This window comes from Antarcticimicrobium sp., assembly GCF_029212575.1.
Taxonomy (GTDB): Bacteria; Pseudomonadota; Alphaproteobacteria; order Rhodobacterales; family Rhodobacteraceae; genus Antarcticimicrobium.
The window spans coordinates 37,175-60,685 of record NZ_JARGPK010000042.1 but is presented as its reverse complement, the minus strand read 5'-3'; the positions used below and the strand labels follow the sequence as shown (position 1 = coordinate 60,685).

At 65.2% G+C, this 23,511-nt stretch carries 22 protein-coding genes; 13 read left to right on the top strand and 9 right to left on the bottom strand.

Annotated elements, in window-relative coordinates:
• The first annotated feature begins 12 nt into the window (after nt 1-12).
• Genes mnmE through P1U75_RS07745 form a run of 5 tightly spaced genes read left to right on the top strand, consistent with a single transcriptional unit; the run spans nt 13 to nt 5,518 of the window.
• A complete protein-coding gene (mnmE, locus tag P1U75_RS07765) occupies nt 13-1,299 on the top strand; it encodes a tRNA uridine-5-carboxymethylaminomethyl(34) synthesis GTPase MnmE (protein ID WP_300241740.1) in 1,287 nt (428 codons plus the stop codon).
• Between the two features lie 12 nt (nt 1,300-1,311).
• Nucleotides 1,312-3,180 (top strand): tRNA uridine-5-carboxymethylaminomethyl(34) synthesis enzyme MnmG, encoded by a 1,869-nt coding sequence (gene mnmG, locus P1U75_RS07760; RefSeq protein ID WP_300241737.1) that lies wholly within the window; start codon nt 1,312-1,314, stop codon nt 3,178-3,180.
• A complete protein-coding gene (gene rsmG / locus P1U75_RS07755; RefSeq protein WP_300241734.1) occupies nt 3,177-3,797 on the top strand; it encodes a 16S rRNA (guanine(527)-N(7))-methyltransferase RsmG in 621 nt (206 codons plus the stop codon). The genes mnmG and rsmG overlap by 4 nt, the downstream gene beginning before the upstream one ends.
• On the top strand, nt 3,790-4,599 hold the full coding sequence (locus tag P1U75_RS07750) for an AAA family ATPase (protein ID WP_300241732.1): 810 nt from the start codon (nt 3,790-3,792) through the stop codon (nt 4,597-4,599). Before rsmG ends, P1U75_RS07750 begins: the two co-directional genes overlap by 8 nt.
• Nucleotides 4,600-4,618: 19 nt before the next feature.
• A complete protein-coding gene (locus P1U75_RS07745; protein WP_300241730.1) occupies nt 4,619-5,518 on the top strand; it encodes a ParB/RepB/Spo0J family partition protein in 900 nt (299 codons plus the stop codon).
• Here the strand turns inward: P1U75_RS07745 and P1U75_RS07740 are convergent.
• From P1U75_RS07740 to rph, 4 genes are read right to left on the bottom strand one after another with little or no spacing between them, the layout of a single operon-like run.
• Nucleotides 5,508-5,861, bottom strand: coding sequence for a YbaN family protein (locus P1U75_RS07740; protein ID WP_300241728.1), 354 nt, complete (start codon nt 5,859-5,861; stop codon nt 5,508-5,510). The two genes, P1U75_RS07745 and P1U75_RS07740, sit on opposite strands and share 11 nt — an antisense overlap.
• A gap of 3 nt (nt 5,862-5,864) precedes the next feature.
• Complete coding sequence (hemW, locus tag P1U75_RS07735; RefSeq protein ID WP_300242186.1) at nt 5,865-7,022, bottom strand: radical SAM family heme chaperone HemW; 1,158 nt, start codon at nt 7,020-7,022, stop codon at nt 5,865-5,867.
• On the bottom strand, nt 7,015-7,626 hold the full coding sequence (rdgB, locus tag P1U75_RS07730; RefSeq protein ID WP_300241725.1) for an RdgB/HAM1 family non-canonical purine NTP pyrophosphatase: 612 nt from the start codon (nt 7,624-7,626) through the stop codon (nt 7,015-7,017). Before rdgB ends, hemW begins: the two co-directional genes overlap by 8 nt.
• Complete coding sequence (rph, locus tag P1U75_RS07725) at nt 7,623-8,336, bottom strand: ribonuclease PH (RefSeq protein ID WP_300241723.1); 714 nt, start codon at nt 8,334-8,336, stop codon at nt 7,623-7,625. Before rph ends, rdgB begins: the two co-directional genes overlap by 4 nt.
• A 113-nt stretch (nt 8,337-8,449) precedes the next feature.
• Between rph and hrcA the strand changes: the two genes are divergently transcribed.
• Both hrcA and P1U75_RS07715 read left to right on the top strand, forming a co-directional pair.
• Entirely contained in the window at nt 8,450-9,517 is a 1,068-nt protein-coding gene (gene hrcA, locus P1U75_RS07720) for a heat-inducible transcriptional repressor HrcA (protein ID WP_300241721.1), read from the top strand.
• Between the two features lie 9 nt (nt 9,518-9,526).
• Entirely contained in the window at nt 9,527-10,090 is a 564-nt protein-coding gene (locus tag P1U75_RS07715) for a nucleotide exchange factor GrpE (protein WP_300241719.1), read from the top strand.
• A 77-nt stretch (nt 10,091-10,167) separates the two neighbouring features.
• Here the strand turns inward: P1U75_RS07715 and mutS are convergent, their stop codons facing one another.
• Nucleotides 10,168-12,786, bottom strand: a complete 2,619-nt coding sequence (gene mutS / locus P1U75_RS07710) for a DNA mismatch repair protein MutS (RefSeq protein WP_300242183.1) — start codon at nt 12,784-12,786, stop codon at nt 10,168-10,170.
• A gap of 160 nt (nt 12,787-12,946) precedes the next feature.
• Between mutS and P1U75_RS07705 the strand changes: the two genes are divergently transcribed.
• Complete coding sequence (locus P1U75_RS07705) at nt 12,947-15,202, top strand: NADP-dependent malic enzyme (RefSeq protein ID WP_300241717.1); 2,256 nt, start codon at nt 12,947-12,949, stop codon at nt 15,200-15,202.
• Between the two features lie 4 nt (nt 15,203-15,206).
• Nucleotides 15,207-16,082 (top strand): ribokinase, encoded by an 876-nt coding sequence (locus tag P1U75_RS07700; protein WP_300241714.1) that lies wholly within the window; start codon nt 15,207-15,209, stop codon nt 16,080-16,082.
• Here P1U75_RS07700 and msrA read toward each other — a convergent pair.
• A complete protein-coding gene (msrA, locus tag P1U75_RS07695) occupies nt 16,079-16,741 on the bottom strand; it encodes a peptide-methionine (S)-S-oxide reductase MsrA (protein ID WP_300241711.1) in 663 nt (220 codons plus the stop codon). The two genes, P1U75_RS07700 and msrA, sit on opposite strands and share 4 nt — an antisense overlap.
• Before the next feature lie 203 nt (nt 16,742-16,944).
• On the opposite strand from msrA, the gene P1U75_RS07690 reads away from it, so the two are divergent.
• Complete coding sequence (locus tag P1U75_RS07690) at nt 16,945-17,853, top strand: D-amino acid aminotransferase (protein WP_300241709.1); 909 nt, start codon at nt 16,945-16,947, stop codon at nt 17,851-17,853.
• Nucleotides 17,853-18,566 (top strand): HAD family hydrolase, encoded by a 714-nt coding sequence (locus P1U75_RS07685; protein ID WP_300241706.1) that lies wholly within the window; start codon nt 17,853-17,855, stop codon nt 18,564-18,566. Before P1U75_RS07690 ends, P1U75_RS07685 begins: the two co-directional genes overlap by 1 nt.
• Nucleotides 18,567-18,637: 71 nt before the next feature.
• Here the strand turns inward: P1U75_RS07685 and P1U75_RS07680 are convergent, their stop codons facing one another.
• Nucleotides 18,638-19,867 (bottom strand): argininosuccinate synthase, encoded by a 1,230-nt coding sequence (locus P1U75_RS07680; RefSeq protein WP_300241703.1) that lies wholly within the window; start codon nt 19,865-19,867, stop codon nt 18,638-18,640.
• 112 nt (nt 19,868-19,979) lie between these two features.
• Here P1U75_RS07680 and ilvA point away from each other — a divergent pair, with 112 nt between their 5' ends.
• Nucleotides 19,980-21,218 (top strand): threonine ammonia-lyase IlvA, encoded by a 1,239-nt coding sequence (gene ilvA / locus P1U75_RS07675; RefSeq protein ID WP_300241700.1) that lies wholly within the window; start codon nt 19,980-19,982, stop codon nt 21,216-21,218.
• 34 nt (nt 21,219-21,252) lie between these two features.
• Here the strand turns inward: ilvA and P1U75_RS07670 are convergent, their stop codons facing one another.
• A complete protein-coding gene (locus tag P1U75_RS07670) occupies nt 21,253-21,585 on the bottom strand; it encodes an Hpt domain-containing protein (RefSeq protein ID WP_300241698.1) in 333 nt (110 codons plus the stop codon).
• Between the two features lie 209 nt (nt 21,586-21,794).
• Between P1U75_RS07670 and P1U75_RS07665 the strand changes: the two genes are divergently transcribed.
• Nucleotides 21,795-23,030, top strand: coding sequence for a PP2C family protein-serine/threonine phosphatase (locus P1U75_RS07665; RefSeq protein WP_300241696.1), 1,236 nt, complete (start codon nt 21,795-21,797; stop codon nt 23,028-23,030).
• Between the two features lie 21 nt (nt 23,031-23,051).
• Here P1U75_RS07665 and P1U75_RS07660 read toward each other — a convergent pair whose 3' ends face one another.
• Complete coding sequence (locus P1U75_RS07660) at nt 23,052-23,498, bottom strand: NUDIX hydrolase (protein WP_300241694.1); 447 nt, start codon at nt 23,496-23,498, stop codon at nt 23,052-23,054.
• Nucleotides 23,499-23,511 lie beyond the last annotated feature (13 nt).

The window sequence follows — 23,511 nt, the reverse complement described above, 5'->3', positions numbered from 1 at the left end:
CGGAGACGCGCCATGGATACGATTTTCGCATTGGCAACGGCACGCGGTAAATCCGGCGTGGCGGTGATCCGGATTTCCGGGCCACTGGCGCTTGAGGCGGCCGGGAGGTTGGGCGGGTGTTCTCTGCCGAAACGCGGTATGACCCTGCGGCGGTTGCACGATGAGGTCGGCGACCTGCTGGACGAGGGGCTGATCCTGACCTTTTCCGCGCCCGCCAGCTTCACCGGAGAGGATGTGGCAGAGCTGCAGGTACATGGCAGCCTGGCCGGGGTTGCCGGGGTTCTGTCGGCCCTGGGGAAGATCGACGGGCTGCGCCTTGCCGATCCGGGGGAATTCACCAGGCGCGCGCTGGAAAACGGCAAGCTGGACCTGGCCCAGGTCGAGGGGCTGGCGGATCTGATCGACGCGGAAACCGAGGCGCAGCGCAAGCAGGCGCAAAGCCTTCTTGCCGGGGCGCTCGGCCGCTTGGCTGAGGGGTGGCGCGCCGACCTGATCCGCGCCGCAGCGCTGATCGAGGCGGTGATCGACTTCGCCGATGAAGAGGTGCCCACGGATGTCACGCCCGAGGTGACCGCGCTGCTCGACCGGGTGGAGCGGGAGTTGAAGACGCAAACCGCCGGGGTGCAAATGGCGGAACGGATCCGAGAGGGGTTCGAGGTGGCGATCATCGGGGCGCCGAACGCGGGAAAATCCACCCTTCTCAACGCGCTGGCGGGGCGGGAGGCCGCGATCACATCGGAGCACGCGGGCACGACACGGGACGTGATCGAGGTTCGGATGGACCTGGCCGGGCTTCCGGTGACCTTGCTGGATACCGCCGGGTTGCGGCAGACGCGCGACATGGTCGAGGGGATGGGGATCGCCCTGGCGCGCAGGCGGGCCGAGGCGGCGGATCTGCGCGTCTTTCTGGCCGATGAGGGCGAGGATCTGGACGTTCCGTTTCAGCCCGGAGACATCCGGGCGCGGCCAAAGGCGGACCGGCGGGAGGTCAAGACGCATGCTGTGTCCGGCCTGACCGGTGAGGGGCTGGATTGGCTGGTTTCGGAGATCGGCGCAATCCTGTCGGACCGCACGGCAAGCGCGGGCCTTGCCACGCGGGAAAGGCACAGGGCAGCGATGGAGCGGGCGTTGACATCCCTGTCCTCGGCGCGCGGCGTTCTGGAGGACGGGCCGGATATGTATGATATCGCTGCAGAAGATCTGCGGCAGGCGATTCGGGCCCTTGAATCCCTGGTCGGTCGGATCGATGTGGAAAACCTGCTGGACGAGATCTTCGCCAGCTTCTGTCTGGGCAAGTGAGGAGTGTTTCACGTGAAACATTCGCAGTACGATGTGATCGTTATCGGCGGCGGCCATGCGGGGGCCGAGGCGGCCCATGCGGCGGCGCGTCTTGGCGCGCAGGTGGCGCTGGTTACGCTGACGCGCGCCGGAATCGGGGTCATGTCCTGCAACCCTGCGATCGGGGGGTTGGGGAAAGGGCACCTGGTCCGGGAGATCGACGCAATGGACGGCGTGATGGGCCGTGTCGCGGACCGGGCGGGTATCCAATTTCGGCTGTTGAACCGCCGCAAAGGCCCGGCGGTGCAGGGGCCGCGCGCGCAGGCGGACCGGGCGATCTATCGTACCGCGATGCTGGCAGAGACCGAGGCGCGGCCGGGCCTGACCATCATCGAAGGCGAGGCGACAGATTTCCTGATGCAAAAGGACCGGGTTTGCGGCGTCATCCTGGCGGATGGGTCCGAGGTTCCGGCCAGCGCGGTTGTCCTGACCTCGGGGACATTCCTGCGCGGTGTGATCCATATCGGGGATGTGTCCCGCCCCGGCGGACGTATGGGAGACCGCCCCTCGGTCAAGCTGGCGGAACGGATCGACGCCTTTGACCTGCCGCTGGGGCGGCTGAAGACGGGCACGCCACCGCGACTCGACGGGCGCACCATCGCCTGGGACGGGTTGGAGATGCAGCCGGGTGACGAGGATCCGGTTCTGTTTTCCTTTCTGTCGCGGGGGGTTCAGGCGCCACAAATTTCCTGCGGCATCACCCATACAAACCCCAGGACACATGAGATCATCGAGCGGAATCTGTCGCGTTCGGCGATGTATGGGGGGCATATCGAGGGGGTCGGGCCGCGCTATTGCCCCTCGATCGAGGACAAGATCGTGCGGTTCGGCGAAAAGGACTCGCATCAGATCTTTCTCGAGCCAGAGGGGGTGAGCGACCACACGGTCTATCCCAACGGGATTTCGACCTCGCTCCCCGAGGACGTGCAGGAAGAGTACGTGCAGTCCATCGCCGGGTTGGAAAACGCGGTGATCCTGCAACCGGGCTATGCGATCGAGTACGATTACGTCGATCCGCGCGCCTTGACGCAGGAGCTGGCGGTCAGGGATGTGCCGGGCCTCTACCTCGCCGGGCAGATCAACGGTACCACGGGATATGAGGAAGCGGCGGCGCAGGGCCTGGTGGCGGGGCTGAACGCGGCCCGCGCGGCGCAGGGGCGCGCGCCGGTCGGATTTCACCGGTCGGACAGCTACATCGGCGTGATGATCGACGATCTCACCACGCGCGGGGTTACTGAGCCCTATCGCATGTTCACCTCGCGCGCCGAGTTCCGCTTGTCGCTGCGCGCGGATAACGCCGACCAGAGGCTGACGCCGCTGGGGCTGGAGATCGGCTGTATCGGCCAGGACCGGGAGGCGGCGTTCGGGCAGAAGATGGAGCGGCTGGACACGGCCCGCGACATGCTGACCGGGCGCGGCTATACCACGAGGGAGGTTGCCGAAGCCGGGATCAGGGTGAATCAGGACGGATCCCGCCGAACGGCGATGGCGATCCTGGCCTTTCCGGACGTGGATTTCGAGGATCTCCTGCCGCTCGACAGCGATCTTGCCGGGGTGGACGCGGACAGTCGCCGCCAGTTGGAGCGCGAGGCGCTCTACGTGAACTACATAGAGCGCCAGAAAAAGGACATCGAGGCGTTACGGCGCGACGAGACGCGGGAGATTCCCGAGGGGTTCGATTACAGCGCGATCGAGGGGCTGTCGAACGAGCTGAAGTCAAAGTTGGATCGGGCAAGACCCGCAAACCTGGCCCAGGCGGGACGGATCGACGGGATGACGCCGGCGGCTCTTGCCCTGTTGCTGTCGCGGTTGCGGCGCGGCGACGAGGCGCGCCGCGCATGAGCGGGCAGGGGTCGATGCCGCCGGGGTTGAATGTTTCACGTGAAACATTGGACCGGCTTTCAAGCTTTGCCGCGCTTTTGGAAAAATGGAACCCGCGTATCAACCTGGTGTCCCGCAACAGTCTTTCGGACCTCTGGACCCGACACATCGCCGATTCGGTCCAGCTGTTCGATTGCGTGGCGCCCGAAGGGCATTGGGTCGACCTCGGCAGCGGAGGGGGCTTTCCCGGGCTGATCGTTGCCATCCTCGCCGCCGATGCGGCGCCGAACCTGCGCGTGACGATGATCGAAAGCGACCAAAGAAAATCCGCCTTTCTCCGCGCCGCGGCGCGTGAGACAGGGGCCACCTGTACCATAATCGCCGAGCGAATCGAGGCGGTGGAGCCGCAACAGGCGGACATTCTTTCAGCCCGGGCGCTCGCGGATCTGGAGACGCTGCTCGGGTTTGCGGACCGGCATCTGAATCGATCCGGCGTGGCGCTGTTTCCCAAAGGTGTCACCTGGCAAAAAGAACTGGATTCCGCGCGGCAACGATGGAAATTCAAGGCGCAGCCGATTACCAGTATCACCGACCCCGAAGCGGTAATCTTGAAAGTCGAAGGAGTGTCGCGTGACTGACCTGTCCCGCCCTAACGGGCCGAGAATCATCGCTGTCACCAATCAGAAGGGCGGCGTGGGCAAGACCACGACCGCGATCAACCTTGCCGCCGCCCTGGTGGAGTGCGGCAAGCGGGTGCTGGTCGTTGATATCGACCCGCAGGGCAACGCCTCCACCGGGCTGGGGATCGAGGCCGCGGACCGCGACATGACAACCTATGAGCTGCTGGTCGAGGATGTCCCGCTTGACCAGGTGATCCAGCCCACCGCGATCGAGGGGCTGTCGATCGTGCCGGCGACGGTAGACCTGAGCTCGGCCGATATCGAGCTGATGGCGAATGAAAAGCGGAGCTTTTTGCTGCATGATGCCTTGCGGCAGCCGGCGATGGATGCGTTCGGGATGGATTATGTGCTGATTGACTGCCCGCCGTCGCTGAACCTGCTGACGGTCAACGCCATGGTCGCCGCGCATTCGGTTCTGGTGCCGCTGCAAAGCGAGTTCTTCGCGCTGGAGGGGCTGTCTCAGCTTATGTTGACGATCCGCGAGGTCCGACAGACCGCGAACCCCGAATTGCGGATCGAAGGCGTGGTCCTTACCATGTATGATCGGCGCAACAACCTGTCGCAGCAGGTGGAACAGGATGCGCGCGAATACCTTGGCGACCTGGTGTTCAAGACGATGATCCCGCGCAATGTGCGGGTCAGCGAGGCGCCGTCCTTTGCGCTGCCGGTTCTGAGCTATGATTCCGGCTCGCAGGGGGCGATCGCGTACCGGGCGCTGGCGCGGGAATTGATTGGAAAACACGAAAAGATCGCCGCCTGAGCGACGTGGAGGAAAGACCGTGGCAGAAAAGAAAAACAAACCCCGCGGGTTGGGGCGCGGCCTCTCCGCGTTGATGGCGGATGTGTCATTGGAGCCGGCCCCGTCGGCCGAGCAATCGGTGCGGCGCGCCGATACAATGGTGCCGATCGAACAGATCAGGCCGAACCCGAACCAGCCGCGGCGTCGTTTTGATCCCGACGATCTGGCGGATCTGGCGGCCTCGGTCCGGGAAAAGGGCATCCTTCAACCGTTGATCGTGCGTCCCGCCGCCGGTGGCGGGTACGAGATTGTCGCCGGGGAACGCCGCTGGCGCGCGGCGCAAAAAGCCCAGCTGCACGAGATACCCGTCCTGATCCGGGATCTCGACGATATCGAGGTGTTGGAAATTGCCATCATCGAGAACATCCAGCGCGCCGACCTCAACGCGATGGAAGAGGCCTCGGGGTATCGGCAGTTGATGGAACGGTTCGGCCACACGCAGGAAAAACTGGCGGAGGCTCTGGGAAAGAGCCGCAGCCACATCGCCAACCTGCTGCGTTTGCTGACCTTGCCCGAGGATGTGCAGGACCTGGTCAAGTCCGGCGATCTGTCGGCGGGCCATGCACGGGCGTTGATCACCTCGGAAAACCCATCGACCCTGGCCAAGGCGGTTGTGCGGGACGGGCTTTCGGTCCGGGCGACCGAGGCGCTGGCCAAGAAACAGCAGGGGGGGGAGGGCGACGCCCCCGCACCCAGACCTGCGGCCAAAAAGGCGATGGAAAAGGATGCCGATACCAAGGCGCTGGAGGGGGATCTTTCGGCGGTGTTGGGCATGAAGGTGACGATCGACCACAAGCCGGGCGGCGAGGCGGGCGTCATCTCGATCCGCTACGATACGCTCGATCAATTGGACGATCTTTGCGGGCGGCTCAGCCGTTAGGGCGGGTCCAGATGAAAATCAGGACACAGCCAAGGATGACCGCCTGAACTCCGAGGATCAGTGGGCGCACCCCAGCGATCAGCGAGATTGCGAAAACGGCGGCGATCGACAGGGTTGCCAGCCGTTTCGCGCGCGGGCGGATGGCGCCGGAGCGGGTCCAATCCTCGATCATCGGGCCGAAATGCCGGTGCGAGACGATCCAGTTGTGCATCCTGGGTGAGGAATTGGCGAACAGAAACGTGGCGAGCAGCAGGAAGGGGACGGTGGGAAGCAGCGGCAGAAAGGCGCCGACAACGCCGAGGGCGACACAGATCGCCCCTAGTCCCGCCCAGATAAACCGCATGTGTCAGCCCGCCAGCAATTCGCGAATGATCGCGTTCAAGATCGGGCGCCCCTGATCGGTGACAGTCAGCCTGTTGTCCGACAGTGCGATCATACCCAGATCCCTTAGATAAGCGATCTTGTCGGCAGGCAAAGGGTATCCGGCGATTTTCTCGAAACGATCAATATCCAGCCCCTCGCTCAGTCGTATCCCCATCATCAGGTATTCAGACGCCTGATCTTGTGGGTCAAGACAGGTTCTGACAGATTCAGCCGCCCCGTGCTCCACGGCCTGAAGCCAGGCGGCGGGATTCCTGGGGGTTTCCGTGGCATATCGTACATTGTCCAGGGTAACGCGCCCATGCGCGCCGGGTCCGATCCCGAGATAGTCGCCATAGCGCCAGTAAATCAGGTTGTGGCGCGATTCCGATCCGGGCCGGGCGTGATTAGACACCTCGTAGGCGGGCAGCCCGTGCCGGGCGCAGATCTCCTGCGTGGCAAAGTACATGTCCGCCGAGAGGTCGTCATCGGGCAGCCCGCGCAGTTTGCCGGCCTTGTAGCGATCGCCAAAGGCGGTGCCGGGTTCGATGGTGAGCTGGTAGAGCGACAGGTGATCGACCGCCATCTCCAGCGCCTCGCTCAGCTCGCTCCGCCAGGCATCGAGGGTTTGACCCTGCCGCGCATAGATCAGGTCGAAGCTCACCCGGTCGAAACAGCTCCGTGCGATGTTGAAAGCCGCGCGCGCCTCAGCCGCCGAGTGAATTCGCCCCAGCCGCCGCAAATCGTCGTCGTTGAGCGCCTGCACCCCGAGCGAGACCCGGTTGACCCCGGCGTCACCGAACCCTGCGAACCGCCCGGCCTCGACCGAGCCGGGGTTGGCCTCCAACGTGATCTCGATGTCATTGGCAAAGGGCCAGTGGGCGCGGGCGGCCTCGATCACCGCCGCAACGGTGTCCGGCGCCATCAGGCTGGGGGTGCCGCCGCCAAAAAAGATCGACCTCAAAACCCGGCCCGATGTGTCGGCGGCGACCCGTTCAATCTCTTTCAAATAGGCTCTAACCCAGGCGGATTGGTCTATTTCACGGGACACATGGCTGTTGAAGTCGCAATAGGGGCACTTGGCCTGACAGAACGGCCAGTGCAGGTAGAGGCCAAAGCCCCCGTTGCGCCAATCCTCATCCAAAGCAGCCGGCAACAAATTTTTCGACCGCGCGGGCGCGGTGGCTGATCTTGTTCTTTTCCCAGCGGTCCATTTCGCCAAAGGTGATGTCATATCCCTCGGGAACAAAGATCGGGTCATAGCCATGGCCCTGTTCCCCCCGCATCGGCCAGACCACCTGACCGGGCATCACCCCCTCGAACACCTCGTCGTGCCCGTCGGGCCAGGCCAGCACCAGCGTGCAGCGGAACTGCGCGAGGCGGGGATTGGGGGCGCCCTTTGCCTCCAACTCCTCATGGGTGCGGGTCATCGCCATGATGAAATCGCGCCCCTGCGGGGTTTCGGCCCAGTCGGCGGTATAGACCCCGGGCGCACCGTCGAGCGCGTCGATGGTGATGCCGGAATCGTCCGACAGCGCCGGCAGCCCGGTGGCCCGCGCGGCGGCATGCGCCTTGATCCGGGCGTTGCCGACGAAAGTATCCTCGGTTTCCTCGGGTTCCGGCAGGTCCATCTCACCGGCGCCCACCACCGTCACGCCAAAGGGCGCGAGGAGATGCGCCATCTCCTCCAGCTTGCCGGTGTTGTGGGTCGCGACCAGAAGGCGGTCGCCGGTGAATTTCCGGGTCATGCGCAGGCGGCCTTTTGCGCGGCGACCAGTTCTCCCACGCCTTTTTCCGCCAGATCCAGCAGTTCGTTCATTTGCGCGCGGGTATAGGTCGAGCCCTCGGCGGACATCTGAACCTCGATCAAACGGCCAGAGCCGGTCATGATGAAATTACCGTCGACGCCGGCCTCGGAATCCTCGGGATAATCCAGATCCAGCACCGGCTGACCGGCGTAGATGCCGCAGCTGACCGCCGCGACCGGGTCGATCAGCGGATCGGTCAGCACGTCGCCGGCCTTCATCAGCTTGTTCACCGCCAGCCGCAGCGCCACCCAGCCGCCGGTGATCGAGGCGCAACGGGTGCCCCCGTCGGCCTGAATCACGTCACAATCGACGGTGATCTGGCGTTCCCCCAGCGCAACGCGATCAACGCCCGCGCGCAGGCTGCGGCCGATCAGACGCTGAATCTCCACCGTGCGTCCGCCCTGCTTGCCGGCTGCGGCTTCGCGTCGCATGCGGGTGTTGGTGGCGCGCGGCAGCATGCCGTACTCGGCGGTGACCCAGCCGAGGCCGGAGCCCTTGATAAACGGCGGTACGCGATCCTCGATGGTGGCGGTGCACAACACGTGGGTGTCGCCCATGCGGATCATGCAGGAGCCTTCGGCATGTTTGGTTACACCGGTTTCGATTGAAACCGGGCGCAGGTCGCTTAAATCTCGTCCAGAGGGTCGCATGGGAATTCCTTTGTTTTTCGGCGTCGGGATACCGCCGGGCAGGGTATCTGTGCAACCCCGATTGACCTTGGGCCTATGTGGTCTTTAATGGCGCACCGCCAAGGGTGATGCGTATGAATGATGCAAGAAACGTTCTGGACGAGCTGAACGTGCGTTCGCGCGAGGTGTTTCGCCGCGTGGTCGAGGCCTATCTCGACAGCGGCGATCCCGTCGGCAGCCGGACACTGACCCGATCGCTGAGCGAAAAGGTCAGCGCGGCGACGATCCGCAACGTGATGCAGGATCTTGAATACCTTGGCCTGCTGGACAGCCCGCATGTGAGCGCCGGGCGGGTGCCGACGCAGATGGGCCTGCGGATGTTCGTCGATGGCTTTCTTGAGGTGCGCGACCCGGAGGTGGCCGACCGCGAGAAGATCGAGGCGACGGTATCGGGCAGCAATTCGGCCGATGTCGGCGGGCTGCTCGACCGGGTCGGCGCGGCATTGTCGGGGGTGACGCGGGGTGCGTCGCTGGTGCTGGCCCCCAAGCAGGAGGCCGAGATCCGGCATATCGAGTTCGTGTCGCTGGCCCATGACCGGGCGCTGGTGGTGCTGGTCTTTGCCGACGGGCATGTGGAAAACCGTCTGTTCACGCCGCCGCCGGGGCAGACGCCAAGTTCGATGCGGGAGGCGACGAATTTTCTCAACACGCTGATCGAGGGGCGCACGCTGAGCGATGCGCGGGGGGTGATCCGCACCGAGATCGCCGCGCGGCGCCAGCAGATCGACAGCCTTGCGCGCGAGATGGTCGAAAGCGGGCTGGCCGTCTGGGACGATGGCGAGGGGGAATCGGCCCGGCTGATCGTGCGTGGCCGCGCGAACCTGCTGGGCGAGGACGGGTTTGGCGAGGAGCTCGACCGCATCCGCAGCCTGTTCGACGACCTGGAGCGCAAGCGCGATATCGAGCAGTTTCTCGACCTGGCCGAAGAGGGCGAGGGGGTTCGCATTTTTATCGGGTCGGAGAACAAACTTTTCTCACTTTCGGGTTCCTCTTTGGTGGTGTCTCCCTATATGAACGCGGACCGAAAGATCATTGGCGCGGTGGGCGTGATCGGCCCGACGCGTCTGAACTACGGACGTATCGTGCCAATCGTGGATTACACGGCACAGCTGGTCGGAAAACTGATTTCAGACCGGAGTTAGAGGTGAAATATGGCAGAGCCCAAGAACGACGATTTTCTGGATGACATCGAGGCCGCCGAGGCCGAGGAACTGGCCGAGGAGCTGGCCGAGATCGATAGCGAGGCCGCCGAGGTCGATGCGCTGCGGGCCGAGCGCGATGCGCTGAAGGACAAGTTCATGCGCGCGCTGGCGGATGCGGAAAACTCGCGCAAGCGCGCCGACAAGCAACGCCGCGAAGCCGAGCAATATGGCGGGTCGAAATTTGCGCGCGACATCCTGCCGGTCTATGACAACATGAAACGCGCGATAGAGGCCGCGACGGACGAACAGAGGGCAGCCGCCGCGGCGCTGATCGAGGGAATCGAGCTGACCATGCGCGAGCTGCTGAACGTCTTTGGCAAGCACGGCATCGAGCCGGTCTCGCCGCAGGTCGGAGACCGGTTCGACCCGCAGCTGCACCAGGCGATGTTCGAGGCACCGGTGCCGGGCACCAAGGCCGGCGACATCATCCAGGTGGCCGCCGAAGGGTTCCTGCTGCACGACCGGCTGCTGCGCCCGGCGCAGGTGGGCGTGTCGTCAACCCCGGCGTCGTGACCCCGGCGACGCGATGAAACGCGCCCCAAGGGGCGCGTGCCTCCGGCGGGAGTATTTGGAACGAAAAGAAGGGGCGGTCAGGATTTGGCCGCCTCTTTCAGTTTGTAGATCAGGTCGAGCGCGGCGCGCGGGGTAAGCTCGTCGGGGTGAATCTCGCCCAGCATCTCCACCACGGGCGAGGTCACCGGGGCGGGCGGCGGCGGCGCCGGTGTTGCCGCGAAGAGCGGCAGGTCGTCGATCAGCGCCTTTTGCGTCGCACCGCCCTCGCGCTCGCCCTTTTCCAGCGCGTCGAGCACCACGCGGGCGCGCACCACGACCGAGGCGGGCAGCCCGGCAAGCTGCGCCACCTGCACGCCGTAGGAGCGGTCGGCGGCACCCTTGCGCACCTCGTGCAGGAAGATCACCTCGCCCTCCCATTCGCGGACGGCGACGGTGGCGTTGTCGACATGCTCCAGCTTGCCGGCGAGCGCGGTCAGCTCGTGGTAATGGGTGGCGAACAGGGCGCGGGCGCGGTTGACGTCGTGCAGATGCTCCAGCGTGGCCCAGGCGATGGAGAGCCCGTCATAGGTGGCGGTGCCGCGGCCGATCTCGTCGAGGATGACCAGCGCGCGGTCGTCGGCCTGGTTCAGGATCGCGGCGGTCTCGACCATTTCCACCATGAAAGTGGAGCGCCCGCGCGCCAGGTCGTCGGAGGCGCCGACGCGGCTGAAGATCTGGCTGACCATGCCGATCCGGGCGCGGTCCGCCGGGACATAGCTGCCGATCTGGGCCAAGAGCGCGATCAGCGCGTTCTGCCGCAGGAAGGTCGATTTACCGGCCATGTTCGGCCCCGTGAGCAGCCAGACCGCCGCGCCGTCGCCGGCGGTCAGGTCGCAGTCGTTGGCGACGAAGGGCGTGCCGCCCTGCTGCCGCAACGCCTGTTCCACCACCGGGTGCCGTCCGCCGGTGACGTCAAAGGCGCGGCTGTCGTCGACCTGGGGGCGGCACCAGTTTTCGGCGCGCGCCAGATCGGCCAGCGCGGCGGCGAGATCAAGCTCTGCCAGCCCCCGCGCGGCGGCGTTGAGGCGCGGTGCATTCTCGAGAATCGTCTCTGAAAGACCTAGATAGAGCCGCTTTTCAATCTCCAGCGCCCGGCCCCCGGCGTTCAGGATCCGGGTTTCGATCTCGCTGAGCTCAACGGTGGTGAAGCGGATCTGGTTGGCCGTGGTCTGGCGATGGATGTAGCTCTCCGACAGGGGCGGGGTCTGCATTTTTGCGGCGTGGGTGGCGGTGGTCTCGATGAAATAGCCCAGCACGTTGTTGTGCTTGATCTTCAGCGCGGCGATGCCGGTGTGTTCGGTGTATTTGCGTTGCAGCGCCGCGATGACGGAGCGGCCCTCGTCGCGCAGGGTGCGCGCCTCGTCGAGGTCGGCATCGTAGCCCGGCGCGATGAACCCGCCGTCGCGCGCCAGCAGCGGCGGATCGGCGACCAGCGCGGCCTCGAGCAGCGCGGCGAGATCGTCGAACCCGGTCAGCGCCGCCACCGCCTCGGCCAGATGCGCGGGAAGGTCGCGTCCCGAACAGATGTCCGCCAGCGCCGCCGACTGGATCAGGGCGCTGCGGATCGCCGCGAGGTCACGCGGGCCGCCGCGCTCCAGCGCCAGCCGCGAAAGGGCGCGGTCCATGTCCGGGGTCTTGCGCAGGGTGTCGCGCAGAAGATCGGAAAACGCGCTGTCCCCGGCGCAGAAACTGATGGCGTCCTGGCGGGCGTGGATCACGGCAAGATCCCGCGACGGGCTGGACAACCGCTGTTCCAGCAGCCGCGCGCCGCCCGGGGTGACGGTGCGGTCCATCACCGCCAGCAGCGAGCCCGCCTTGCCGCCCGACAGCGAACGGGTCAGTTCCAGGTTGCGCCGGGTGGCAGCGTCGATCTGGACGATGCGATCCTGTGCCTCGCGCTGGGGCGGTTGCAGCAGGGGCAGCTTGCCCTTTTGGGTGATGTCGAGGTAGTCGATCAACGCCCCCATGGCCGAAACCTCGGCGCGGGAGAAACTGCCGAAGGCATCAAGCGCGGAGATCCGGAACAGCTCCATTATCCGTTTTTCGGCGGCGGTGCTGTCGAAACTGGCGCGGGCCAGCGGGGTCAGGGCGATCCCCAGATCAGAGACTAACCCGTGCTTTTCGCCCTCGATCGTATCGGGTAACACCAGTTCCGCCGGGGCCAGACGCGCCAGTTCGGGCGACAATCGCACCGGGGTGAGGGGCATGACGTGGAAATCGCCGGTGGAGATATCGGCCCAGGCCAGCGCCGCCTGGTCGCGGATCTCGGTATAGGCGGCGAGGTAGTTGTGCCGCCTCGCCTCCAAAAGCGCCTCTTCGGTCAGGGTGCCGGGGGTGACAAGGCGCACCACATCGCGCCGCACCACCGATTTGGAACCGCGTTTCTTGGCCTCGGCCGGGCTTTCCATCTGTTCGCAAACCGCGACGCGGAATCCCTTGCGGATCAGCGTCAGCAGGTAGTTTTCGGCGGCATGGACCGGCACACCGCACATCGGGATATCCGCGCCCGCGTGCTTGCCGCGCTTGGTCAGCGCGATGTCCAGCGCCTCGGAGGCCGCCACCGCATCGTCGAAGAACATCTCGTAGAAATCGCCCATGCGATAGAACAGCAGCGCATCGGCGTGCTGTGACTTGATCTCGAGATATTGCGCCATCATCGGCGTGACGGTGGTGGTCAAGCCGGTGTCTCCCCATCCTGCGAACCGGTCGCGACCTTACAAATGACCCGGTGCCGGCGAAAGGCGAAAACGCATTGGCGTTGAGGTGGTCCGCCCCCTAGGCTATGAGGTCGGCGCCCAGCGGAGGAGTGACGCAGCCATGGCGAAGACGAAAATCACCGACGAAGAGGCGCTCGCCTTTCACCTGGAACCGACGCCGGGGAAGTTCGAAGTGCGTGCGACGGTGCCGATGACCACGCAGCGCGATCTGTCGCTGGCCTATTCGCCCGGCGTCGCCGTCCCCTGCGAGGCGATCGCGGCAAATCCGGAGACCGCCTATGATTACACCAACAAGGGCAACCTTGTCGCGGTGATCACCAACGGCACCGCGGTGCTGGGGCTGGGCAACCTCGGCGCGCTGGCCTCGAAGCCGGTGATGGAGGGCAAGGCGGTTCTGTTCAAGCGGTTCGCCGATGTGAACGCCATCGATATCGAGCTGGATACCGAGGATCCCGAGGAGATCATCCGGGCGGTCAAGCTGATGGGCCCGACCTTTGGCGGCATCAACCTAGAAGATATCAAGGCGCCGGAATGTTTCATCATCGAGCAGCAGCTCAAGGAAGAGATGGACATCCCGGTGTTTCACGACGACCAGCACGGCACGGCGGTGATTTGCGCCGCCGGACTGATCAACGCGCTGCACCTGTCGGACAAGAAGATCGAGGATGTGAGGATCGTGCTGAACGGCGCCGGCGCGGCCGGCATCGCCTGTATCGAGCTGCTGAAACGCATGGGTGCGCGGCATGAAAACTGCATCGTCTGCGATACCAAGGGGGTGATCTACCAGGGCCGGACCGAGGGGATGAACCAGTGGAAATCGGCCCATGCGATCACCACGGACCTGCGCACGCTGGACGAGGCGATGAAGGGGGCCGACGTTTTCCTGGGCGTCTCGGCCAGGGGTGCGGTGACGCAGGAGATGGTGGCCTCGATGGCCGACAATCCGGTGATCTTTGCCATGGCCAACCCCGATCCGGAGATCACCCCGGAAGAGGCGCATGAGGTTCGGATGGATGCCATCGTCGCCACCGGGCGCAGCGATTATCCCAACCAGGTCAACAACGTGCTGGGCTTTCCCTATCTGTTCCGCGGGGCGCTCGACATCCATGCGCGGGCCATCAACGACGAGATGAAGATCGCCTGCGCCCATGCGCTGGCCAAGATCGCGCGCGAGGATGTGCCGGACGAGGTGGCGCTGGCCTATGGCAAGACGCTGAGTTTTGGCCGCGATTACATCATTCCCACGCCGTTTGATCCGCGGCTGATCCACCGGATTCCCACCGCCGTGGCGCGCGCGGGCATGGATACCGGCGCGGCGCGGCGGCCGATCATCGACATGGACGCCTATGAGCTGACGCTGAAAAGCCGGATGGACCCGACCGCAAGCATCCTGCGCGGGCTGAACGCGCGCGCGCGCGCGGCGCAGGCGCGGATGATCTTTGCCGAGGGCGACGATCCGCGCGTGCTGCGCGCCGCGGTCACCTACCAGCGGTCCGGGTTCGGCAAGGCGCTGGTGGTCGGGCGACTCGACGACGTGAAGGCCAAACTGGCCGCGGCGGGGCTGGAGGACGCGGTGCGCGAGATCGAGGTGGTGAACGCCGCCAACACCACCCATTTGGACAGCTACAAGGCGCTTTTGTACAAACGCCTGCAGCGCAAGGGGTTCGACCAGAAGGATGTGCACCGGCTGGCCGCACGCGACCGGCATGTGTTTTCGGCGCTGATGCTGGCGCATGGGCATGGCGATGCTCTTGTCACCGGGGCGACGCGCAAATCGGCCCATGTGCTCGACCAGATCAACCACGTCTTCGACGCCGACGCGCAACATGGCGCGGCGGGGGTGACGGCGCTGTTGCACAAGGGGCGGATCGTGCTGATCGGCGACACGCTGGTGCATGAATGGCCCGAGCCCGAGGATCTGGCCAATATCGCCGAGCGTGCAGCCTCGGTCGCGCGCGGGCTGGGGCTGGAGCCGCGGGTGGCCTTCGTTTCCTTCTCGACCTTCGGCTACCCGGTGTCGGAGCGGGCGGAGAAGATGCACCATGCCTCGGACGTGCTGGAGGGTCGCGGCGTCGATTTCGAGTTCGAGGGCGAGATGACCGTCGATGTGGCGTTGAATACCCGGGCTCAGGCCTCCTATCCGTTCTCGCGTCTGACCGGGCCGGCGAACATCCTGGTTGTGCCGGCGCGGCATTCGGCCAGCATTTCGGTCAAGCTGATGCAGGAGATGGGTGAGGCGACGGTGATCGGGCCGATCCTGACCGGCGTGGACAAGCCGATCCAGATCTGTTCGACAGTCTCCACCGCCAACGACATCCTGAACATGGCGGTTCTGGCGGCCTGCGGGATCGGTTGAGACCATGGCGATCTGGAATCTCGGATCGATCAATTCCGACATGATCTATGCGGTGCCGCATCTGCCCGGCCCGGGCGAGACGCTGGCGGCGACCGGGCTGGAGCGGTTCCTGGGCGGCAAGGGCGCCAACATGTCGGTGGCCGCCGCCCGGGCTGCCGCCCATGTGCGTCACGTCGGCGCGGTGGGCGCCGATGGGGCCTGGGCGGTGGAGCGTTTGATGGAATACGGCGTGGACACGCGCCATATCCAGCAGGTTGCCGCGCCCACCGGCCATGCCATCGTGACGGTCGATCCGGATGGCGAAAACCAGATCGTGATCTTTCCCGGCGCCAACAGGGCGATCCCCGAGAGGGCGGTTCAGGCGGCGCTGGCCGAGGCATCGGCGGGCGACAGCCTGTTGATGCAGAACGAGACCAACGCGCAACTGCTGGCCGCGCGGATCGGGCGCGAGCTGGGACTGCGGGTGTGTTACGCCGCCGCCCCGTTTGACGCGGAGGCGGTGCGCGCGGTGTTGCCGTATCTCGATTTCCTGATCCTCAACGCGGTCGAGGCCGAGCAGTTGGAGCAGGCGACGGGCATGGGCCCCGGCGCCCTGCCGGTGCGCGATGTGATCGTGACGCTGGGGGCCGGGGGCGCCCGGCATTTCGACACTAAATCGGGGGAAAGCCGCGTTTTCCCTGCGGTGCCGGTAACGCCGGTGGATACCACCGGGGCCGGGGATACCTTTACCGGCTATGTCCTGGCCGGGCTCGACCGGGGGCTGCCGATGGCGCAGGCGATTGCCCAGGCGATGCGCGCCGCCGCGATCATGGTGACGCGGCACGGCACGGCGGACGTGATCCCGGATCTGAAGGACGTGCAGGCGGCGCGGCCCGGTTAGCTGCCGGCAAAGGGCGCGGCATCGCCCCAGAGCGCCCGAACGCGGGCATCGCGACCGCAGCCCTTGCGATAAAGCTTGTAGGCGACCGACTGGCGTTTCGGCCCGAAGCGGGTGAGGATCAGCTTGGATCCCTTGTAGTAATCCTGATGATAATCCTCGGCCTCATAGAACCGTTTGGCGGGCAGCACCGGGGTAACGATCCGCTGTCCCAGCTCCGTCTGCGCCTTGATGATCGCCGCCTCGGCCAAGGCCTTTTCCGCCTTGTTAGAGACGAAAATTGCCGTGCGATAGCTGTCACCGCGATCGCAGAACTGGCCGCCCGCGTCGGTGGGGTCGACCGAGCGCAGGAACAGCGACAGCAGGGTTTCCCGGCTGATCCGGGACGGGTCAAAGGTGATTTTCACCGCCTCATAATGGCCGGTTCCGCCACGGCTGACCTGTTTGTATGTCGGGTTGTCGATCCTGCCGCCGGTATAGCCCGAAACCGCCTGCTGCACCCCCTTGACCGTCTCGAAGTCGGATTCGACGCACCAGAAGCAGCCGCCGGCGACGACAAGCGTCTCCCTGGCGCCGGCGTGGGCGTGGGTGGAATGAATCAGGCTTGCCAGCACAATGAGTCCGGCAAGCAGGACGGGCTTGAGCGTTTTGAACCCTGACATGGCAAGTCTCCTCAAACTGCGATGGCTGGGTGAGACAGTGCCGCGCGCGCCCGGCCCGGGCAATCGGCTGTCATCAAATGTCACGCGCAGGTGAGCAGGATTTACCAAGTGCGCGAGGATTGTTTCGCTGCCCTGCCAGCGGCGCGAAAAACCGGTTCCCAAGGTTCCGGGCGCGCTCTAGCCTTTGCCGAAAGGAGAGCGCGATGACCGACAAGATCACCACCCACCAGGCGCAGGAGGATGCGCGCAACGAAGCGATCCTTATCTATCTCAACGGCCGCATCGTGCCCAAGGCCAAGGCCGTGGTCAGCGTCTATGACAGCGGCTTTATGCTGGGCGACGGGGTGTGGGAGGGGCTGCGGCTTTACAACGGGACCTGGGCGTTTCTGGAGGCGCATCTCGACCGGCTGTTCGAGGCCGCCAAGGCCATAGACCTGGATATCGGGATGGACCGGGAAGACGTCAAAACCGCCTTGTTAGAGACACAAGCGGCCAACAGGATGGTCACCGATGCCCATGCGCGTCTGATGGTGACGCGAGGCGTCAAGACCCGCCCGTTCCAGCATCCGGCGCTGTCGCAGCAGGGGCCGACCGTGACCATCATCATGGAGCATTCGCGGCCCAGCCTGCCGCGACCGATCCGGCTGGCGACGGTGCCGCATATCCGCGGGCTGCCGATGACGCAGGACCCCAAGCTGAATTCGCATTCCAAGCTGAACTGCATCCTGGCCTGTATCGCGGCGGAAAAGGCCGGCGCCGACGAGGCGCTGATGCTGGATGTGAACGGCTTCGTCAACACCACCAACGCCTGCAACTTCTTCATCGTCCGCAAAGGCGCGGTTTGGACCAGCACCGGCGATTACTGCATGAACGGGATCACGCGGCAAAAGGTGATCGACGTTTGCCGCGCCGATGGCATCCCGGTGTTTGAGCGGAACTATTCGCTGGTCGATACCTATGGCGCCGATGAGGCGTTCCTCACGGGCACCTTTGGCGCGCAAACCCCGGTGGGTGAGGTTGACGGGCGCCAGATCGGAGCCGGAGAGATGGGGCCGATGACGACGCGTATTCGGGGTCTTTACAAGGCGCTGATCGAGCGGGAGTGCGCCTGATGCGGATCGCCATGTGGTCGGGGCCGCGCAACCTGTCGACGGCGATGATGTATGCCTTTGCCGCGCGGGGCGATTGCGCGGTGGTGGATGAGCCGTTCTATGCCGCCTACCTGGCGATGACCGGGCTGACCCATCCGATGCGCGAGGAGATCCTGGCGGTGCAACCGCAGGACCCGGAGGTGGTGGTAGAAGAAATATGTGGCTCTATCCCGGGGGAGATGCCGCATTTCTATCAGAAACACATGACCCAGCACATGATCGAGGGGGTGCCGCGCGACTGGATGCGCGGGGTGCGCAACGTGTTCCTGATCCGGCATCCGGCGCGGGTGATCGCGAGCTATGCCGCCAAGCGCGAGAACCCGGTGCTGGACGATATCGGGTTCCGGCAACAGGCGGAGCTGTTCGACCTGGTCCGGGGCTGGGGCCAGCGCCCGGTGGTGATTGACAGTCATGACATCCGCGCCGATCCGCGCGCGGCGCTGGAGCGGCTTTGCGATGCGATCGGGTTGGAGTTCTCCGCGCGGATGCTGACATGGCCGAAAGGGGGCCATTCCGACGATGGCGTCTGGGCGCGGCATTGGTACGGGGCGGTGTGGAGCTCTACCGGCTTTGCCGATCCCGAGGGGCCGCTGCCGGAGGTGCCGGAGAGATTGCAGGCGGTGCTGGAGGCGGCGATGCCGTTTTATGAGCGGATGCGGGCGGAAAAGCTGTAGCCGTGGCGCCGCAAACGCAAACGGCCCGCCGAGGGGGCGGGCCGTTCGATCGAATTCTTAAGCGTTAGAGCCTATTTCCCGGCGTTGCGCCGATCGCGCATCGCCAGCAGCCGCAGGCGCAGTGCGTTGAGCTTGATGAAGCCGGCGGCGTCCTTCTGATCGTAGGCGCCGGCGTCCTCTTCGAAGGTCACATGCTCTTCGGAATAGAGCGACTGGTCGGACCAGCGGCCGACGGTGGAGGCCAGCCCCTTGTAGAGGCGCACGCGCACGGTGCCGGTGACATGCTGCTGGCTGCGGTCGATGGCGGCCTGCAGCATCTCGCGCTCGGGGGAGTACCAGAACCCGTTGTAGATCAGCTCGGCGTATTGCGGCATCAGCTGGTCTTTCAGGTGCATCGCGCCACGGTCCATGGTGATCGATTCGATGCCGCGGTGCGCCTCGAGCAGGATGGTGCCGCCGGGGGTTTCGTAGATGCCGCGCGATTTCATGCCGACGAACCGCCCCTCGACCAAGTCGAGCCGGCCGATGCCGTGCTTGCGGCCATACTCGTTGAGCTGGGTCAGGATGGTGGCCGGGCTCATCGCCGCGCCGTTGATGCTGACCGCATCGCCCTTGTCAAAGCCGATCTCGATATACTCGGCCTCGTTCGGCGCATCCTCGGGGTGCACGGTGCGCTGATAGACGTAATCGGGCGCCTGTTGCGCCGGATCCTCGAGCACCTTGCCCTCCGACGAGGTGTGCAGCAGGTTGGCGTCGACCGAGAACGGCGCCTCGCCGCGCTTGTCCTTGGCGATCGGGATCTGGTGCGCCTCGGCAAACTCCAGCAGGCGGGTGCGGCTGGTCAGATCCCATTCGCGCCAGGGGGCGATCACCTTGATGTCGGGGTTCAGCGCATAGGCGGCCAGCTCGAAACGGACCTGGTCGTTGCCCTTGCCGGTGGCGCCATGGGCGACGGCATCGGCGCCGGTCTGTTCGGCGATCTCGATCAGGCGTTTGGAGATCAGCGGGCGGGCGATCGAGGTGCCCAGCAGGTAGAGCCCCTCGTAGACCGCGTTGGCGCGGAACATCGGAAAGACGAAATCGCGCACGAACTCCTCGCGCACGTCCTCGATGAAGATGTTCTCGGGCTTGATGCCCAGCATCTCGGCCTTCTTGCGCGCCGGTTCCAGCTCTTCCCCCTGGCCGAGATCGGCGGTAAAGGTCACCACCTCGCAGCCATACTCGGTTTGAAGCCATTTCAGGATGATCGAGGTGTCGAGGCCACCGGAATAGGCCAGGACGACTTTCTTGGGCGCGGACATGCGGATTTCCTTCTGCGTAGACCGCGACGGGGGTTAGCGGGTTTTCGACGCAGGGGCAAGATGGGGGCGCCTGCGGGCTTGCATCCGGGGTCGAGTTTGGCGAGAGAACCCCATGACGGATCAAAAAGACGCCTTTCACACCGGGGCCCGCGCCGCCACAAGCGCGATGCGCGAGGTTTTCCCGGCCACGCCGCTGCAGCATAACGCGCATCTGTCGGAGAAGTACCAGGCCGACATCTGGCTCAAGCGCGAGGATCTGAGCCCGGTCCGGTCCTACAAGCTGCGCGGCGCGTTCAATGCCATGCGCAAGCAGGCGGGGCAGGACCTGTTCGTTTGCGCCAGCGCCGGCAACCATGCGCAGGGCGTCGCCTATATGTGCAAGCACATGGGCGTGAAGGGGGTGATCTTCATGCCGGTGACGACGCCGCAGCAGAAGATCCAGAAGACCCGGATTTTTGGCGGCGACCGGGTCGAGATCCACCTGGTGGGCGATTATTTCGATGACACGCTGGCGGCGGCTCAGACGTGGTGCGCGCGCGAGGGCGGGCATTTCCTGTCGCCCTTCGACGATATGGACGTGATCGAGGGGCAGGCCTCGATCGGGGTGGAGATCGAGGAACAGCTGGGCCGGATGCCCGATCACGTGATCCTGCCGGTGGGCGGCGGCGGCATGTCGTCCGGCGTGTCGACCTGGTTCGGGGATCGGACCCATTGCGTTTTCGTCGAGCCCGCCGGCGGCGCCTGTCTGCGCGCGGCGCTGAGCGCGCGGCACCCGGTGACGCTGGACCATGTCGACACCTTCGTCGATGGGGCCGCGGTGGGGCGGATCGGGGAAAAGACCTTTGAAATGCTGCGCGATGCCCGGTTGTCGGACGTGCTGGTGCTGGGCGAGGACCGCATCTGCACCACCATCATCGAGATGCTGAACCTGGAGGGAATCGTGCTGGAGCCGGCCGGGGCGATGTCGGTCGAGGCGTTGGGGGATATCGCAAGCTTCGTGCGCGGGCGGACGGTGGTCTGCGTCACCTCGGGCGGCAATTTCGATTTCGAGCGGCTGCCCGAGGTCAAGGAGCGTGCCCAGCGTTACAGCGGGGTCAAGAAATACTTTATCCTGCGCCTGCCGCAGCGGCCCGGCGCGCTGAAGGATTTCCTGGAGATTCTGGGTCCCGAGGACGATATCAGCCGTTTTGAGTACATGAAGAAATCGGCCCGCAACTTTGGCTCGGTCCTGATCGGGATCGAGACGCAGCGGCCCGAGAACTTCGCCCACCTGTTCGCGCGGTTGGATGCGGCCGGTTACACCTATACCGACATCACCACCGACGAGACCCTGGCGCAATTCGTGATCTGAGCACCCCAGTCGAGGCTCCGGTTATGGCAGCGGGTCACGCGGCGAGGTGGTCGCGCATCCCGTCCAGAAAGCTGGCCTTTGACCGGTCGTAGCCGTCGACAATCGCGGCGAGGTCCACGGTATCCGCCTTTCCCTGCGCCGCGAGCCGTTCGCCATCCTGGCACAGGTCGGAAAAGGTTCCGAAGCCGAGATTGAGCGCGCTGCCCTTGAGGAAATGGAGATCCTGTTCCAGCTGCACGCGGTTGGTGCCGGCGCGCAGCCTTTCGATCACCTCCTCGACCTCGTCGAGGAACAGCTCGACCACCTCCTTGAAATCCTCTGTGCCGACCTCTTCGCGCAACTCGTTCACGCGTGACCATAGAATCATGATGCACCCACATTTCTGAACCCCGACCCGGCTGAAACGCTAGGGCCGGGGCGTAAACACCGGGTTAAGCCATGCGGAAAGGCCCGGCAGGGGCCGGTTTCACCGCCTGTTAATCGCTTGCGCCGAAAATGCGGAGGGGTCGGTTGGTTGGCAAAGGGTTCGATGCAAAGGTGATGCCTGAGCGCATGGTGGAAACGAACGGGCCCCACTTGGCCACGGATGCGATCCGGCGCGTTCTGGTGGTGGACGACAGCCGGTTGCAGCGTCACATCCTGATATCGACCCTGACGAGATCGGGGTTCGAGGTGATCGAGGCCGACAGCGGCGAACGGGCGATGGAGATTTGCCGCGATGCCCCGCCCGATCTGGTCCTGAGCGACTGGATGATGCCGGGGATGAGCGGGCTGGAGTTCTGCCGCGCTTTCCGGGCCCTGCCGACCGACGGCTATGGCTATTTCATCCTGCTGACCTCGAAGAGCGACAAGCACGACATCGCCAAGGGGCTGGATGCCGGGGCCGACGATTTCCTGACCAAACCGGTGAACGCGCATGAGCTCAGGGCGCGGATCTCGGCCGGGGCGCGCATCCTGAGCATGCAGCGGGAGCTGTCGCAGAAGAACCGGGTGATCTCGGACACGCTGGACAAGCTGCGCAAGGCACATGACGCCATCGACCGGGATCTGATCCAGGCGCGCCGAATCCAGCAATCCCTGGTGCCGGAACTGACACGAGATTTCGGCGCCTCGCGGGTGAGCCTGCTGCTCAAGCCCTGCGGTCATATTGGCGGCGACCTTGTGGGCATGTTCTCACCGGGGGGAACGCGGATCGGGTTCTATGCCATCGACGTGTCGGGTCATGGCATCACCTCGGCGATGGTGACCGCGAAACTGGGCGGTTACCTGTCGAGCACCTATTTCGACCAGAACGTCGGGCTGGAAAAGCGGCACGAAAGCTTTTTCGCCCTGCGTCGGCCGAGCGAGGTGGCGCGGATCCTGAACGAACGTTTCATCGCCGACACCGGTGTGGACGAATATTTCACCATGGTCTATGGCACCGCCGATCTGCGCAACGGGCAGGTGCAGATGGTGCAGGCGGGGCATCCGCATCCGCTGCTCTTGCGGCGTGACGGCGAGGCGGAGTTCCTGGGCGCGGGCGGAGTGCCGGTCGGTCTGCTGCCCGACCAGGCCTATACCCAGTTCGAAACCGTGATGGCGCCCGGTGATCGGTTGCTGTTCTATTCGGACGGGTTCACCGAGTTTCGTCTGGCAGGCGGGCACATGCTGGAAAGCGAGGGGTTCCTCGACCTGGTGCGGTCCTGTGACACCGGGCGGGGCGGTCAGCCGCTTTTGGAGGATCTGTTCGGGCGCCTGCGAGAGATGATGGCACCCGGGCAGAGCATGGAGGACGACATCTCGGCCACGCTATTCGAGTATAACGGGCCATAGCGGGGCGCTGATGCGGCGCGGTCAGATCATGCCGCGGACCAGCCGGGCGGCGAAATGGCGGTCTCCGGCATTTCCGAGGCGTTGCGCGGCCTCCTCGGGGCGCAGAAAAAGGGCGGTATGACCCGGCTCGCTCGGCGGTCCCATCGGGCGGACCGGGCGGGCGATGTAGATCAGGCAGATCTTTTCGGCCCAGAGATCGTATTCCGGCATATAGGCAAAGCGGCGGAATGCGCCGACGCGGCGCGGTGCCGCGATGCGCCAGCCGGTTTCCTCGCGAACTTCGCGGTGCAGCGCGGCCAGTGGCGATTCGCCGGGGTCGATGCCGCCGCCGGGCAGTTGCAGATCGGGGCCGGGATCGTCCTGCAGCGTGAGCAGAAGATGCCCGTCAAGCGGCAGCAGGGCATAGGCGCCGGGCCGACGGCGATAGCTTTGCCGCGGGTCGGGCGGGGTGCCGAACCGTCTGATCATGGCGCTGCCCCTT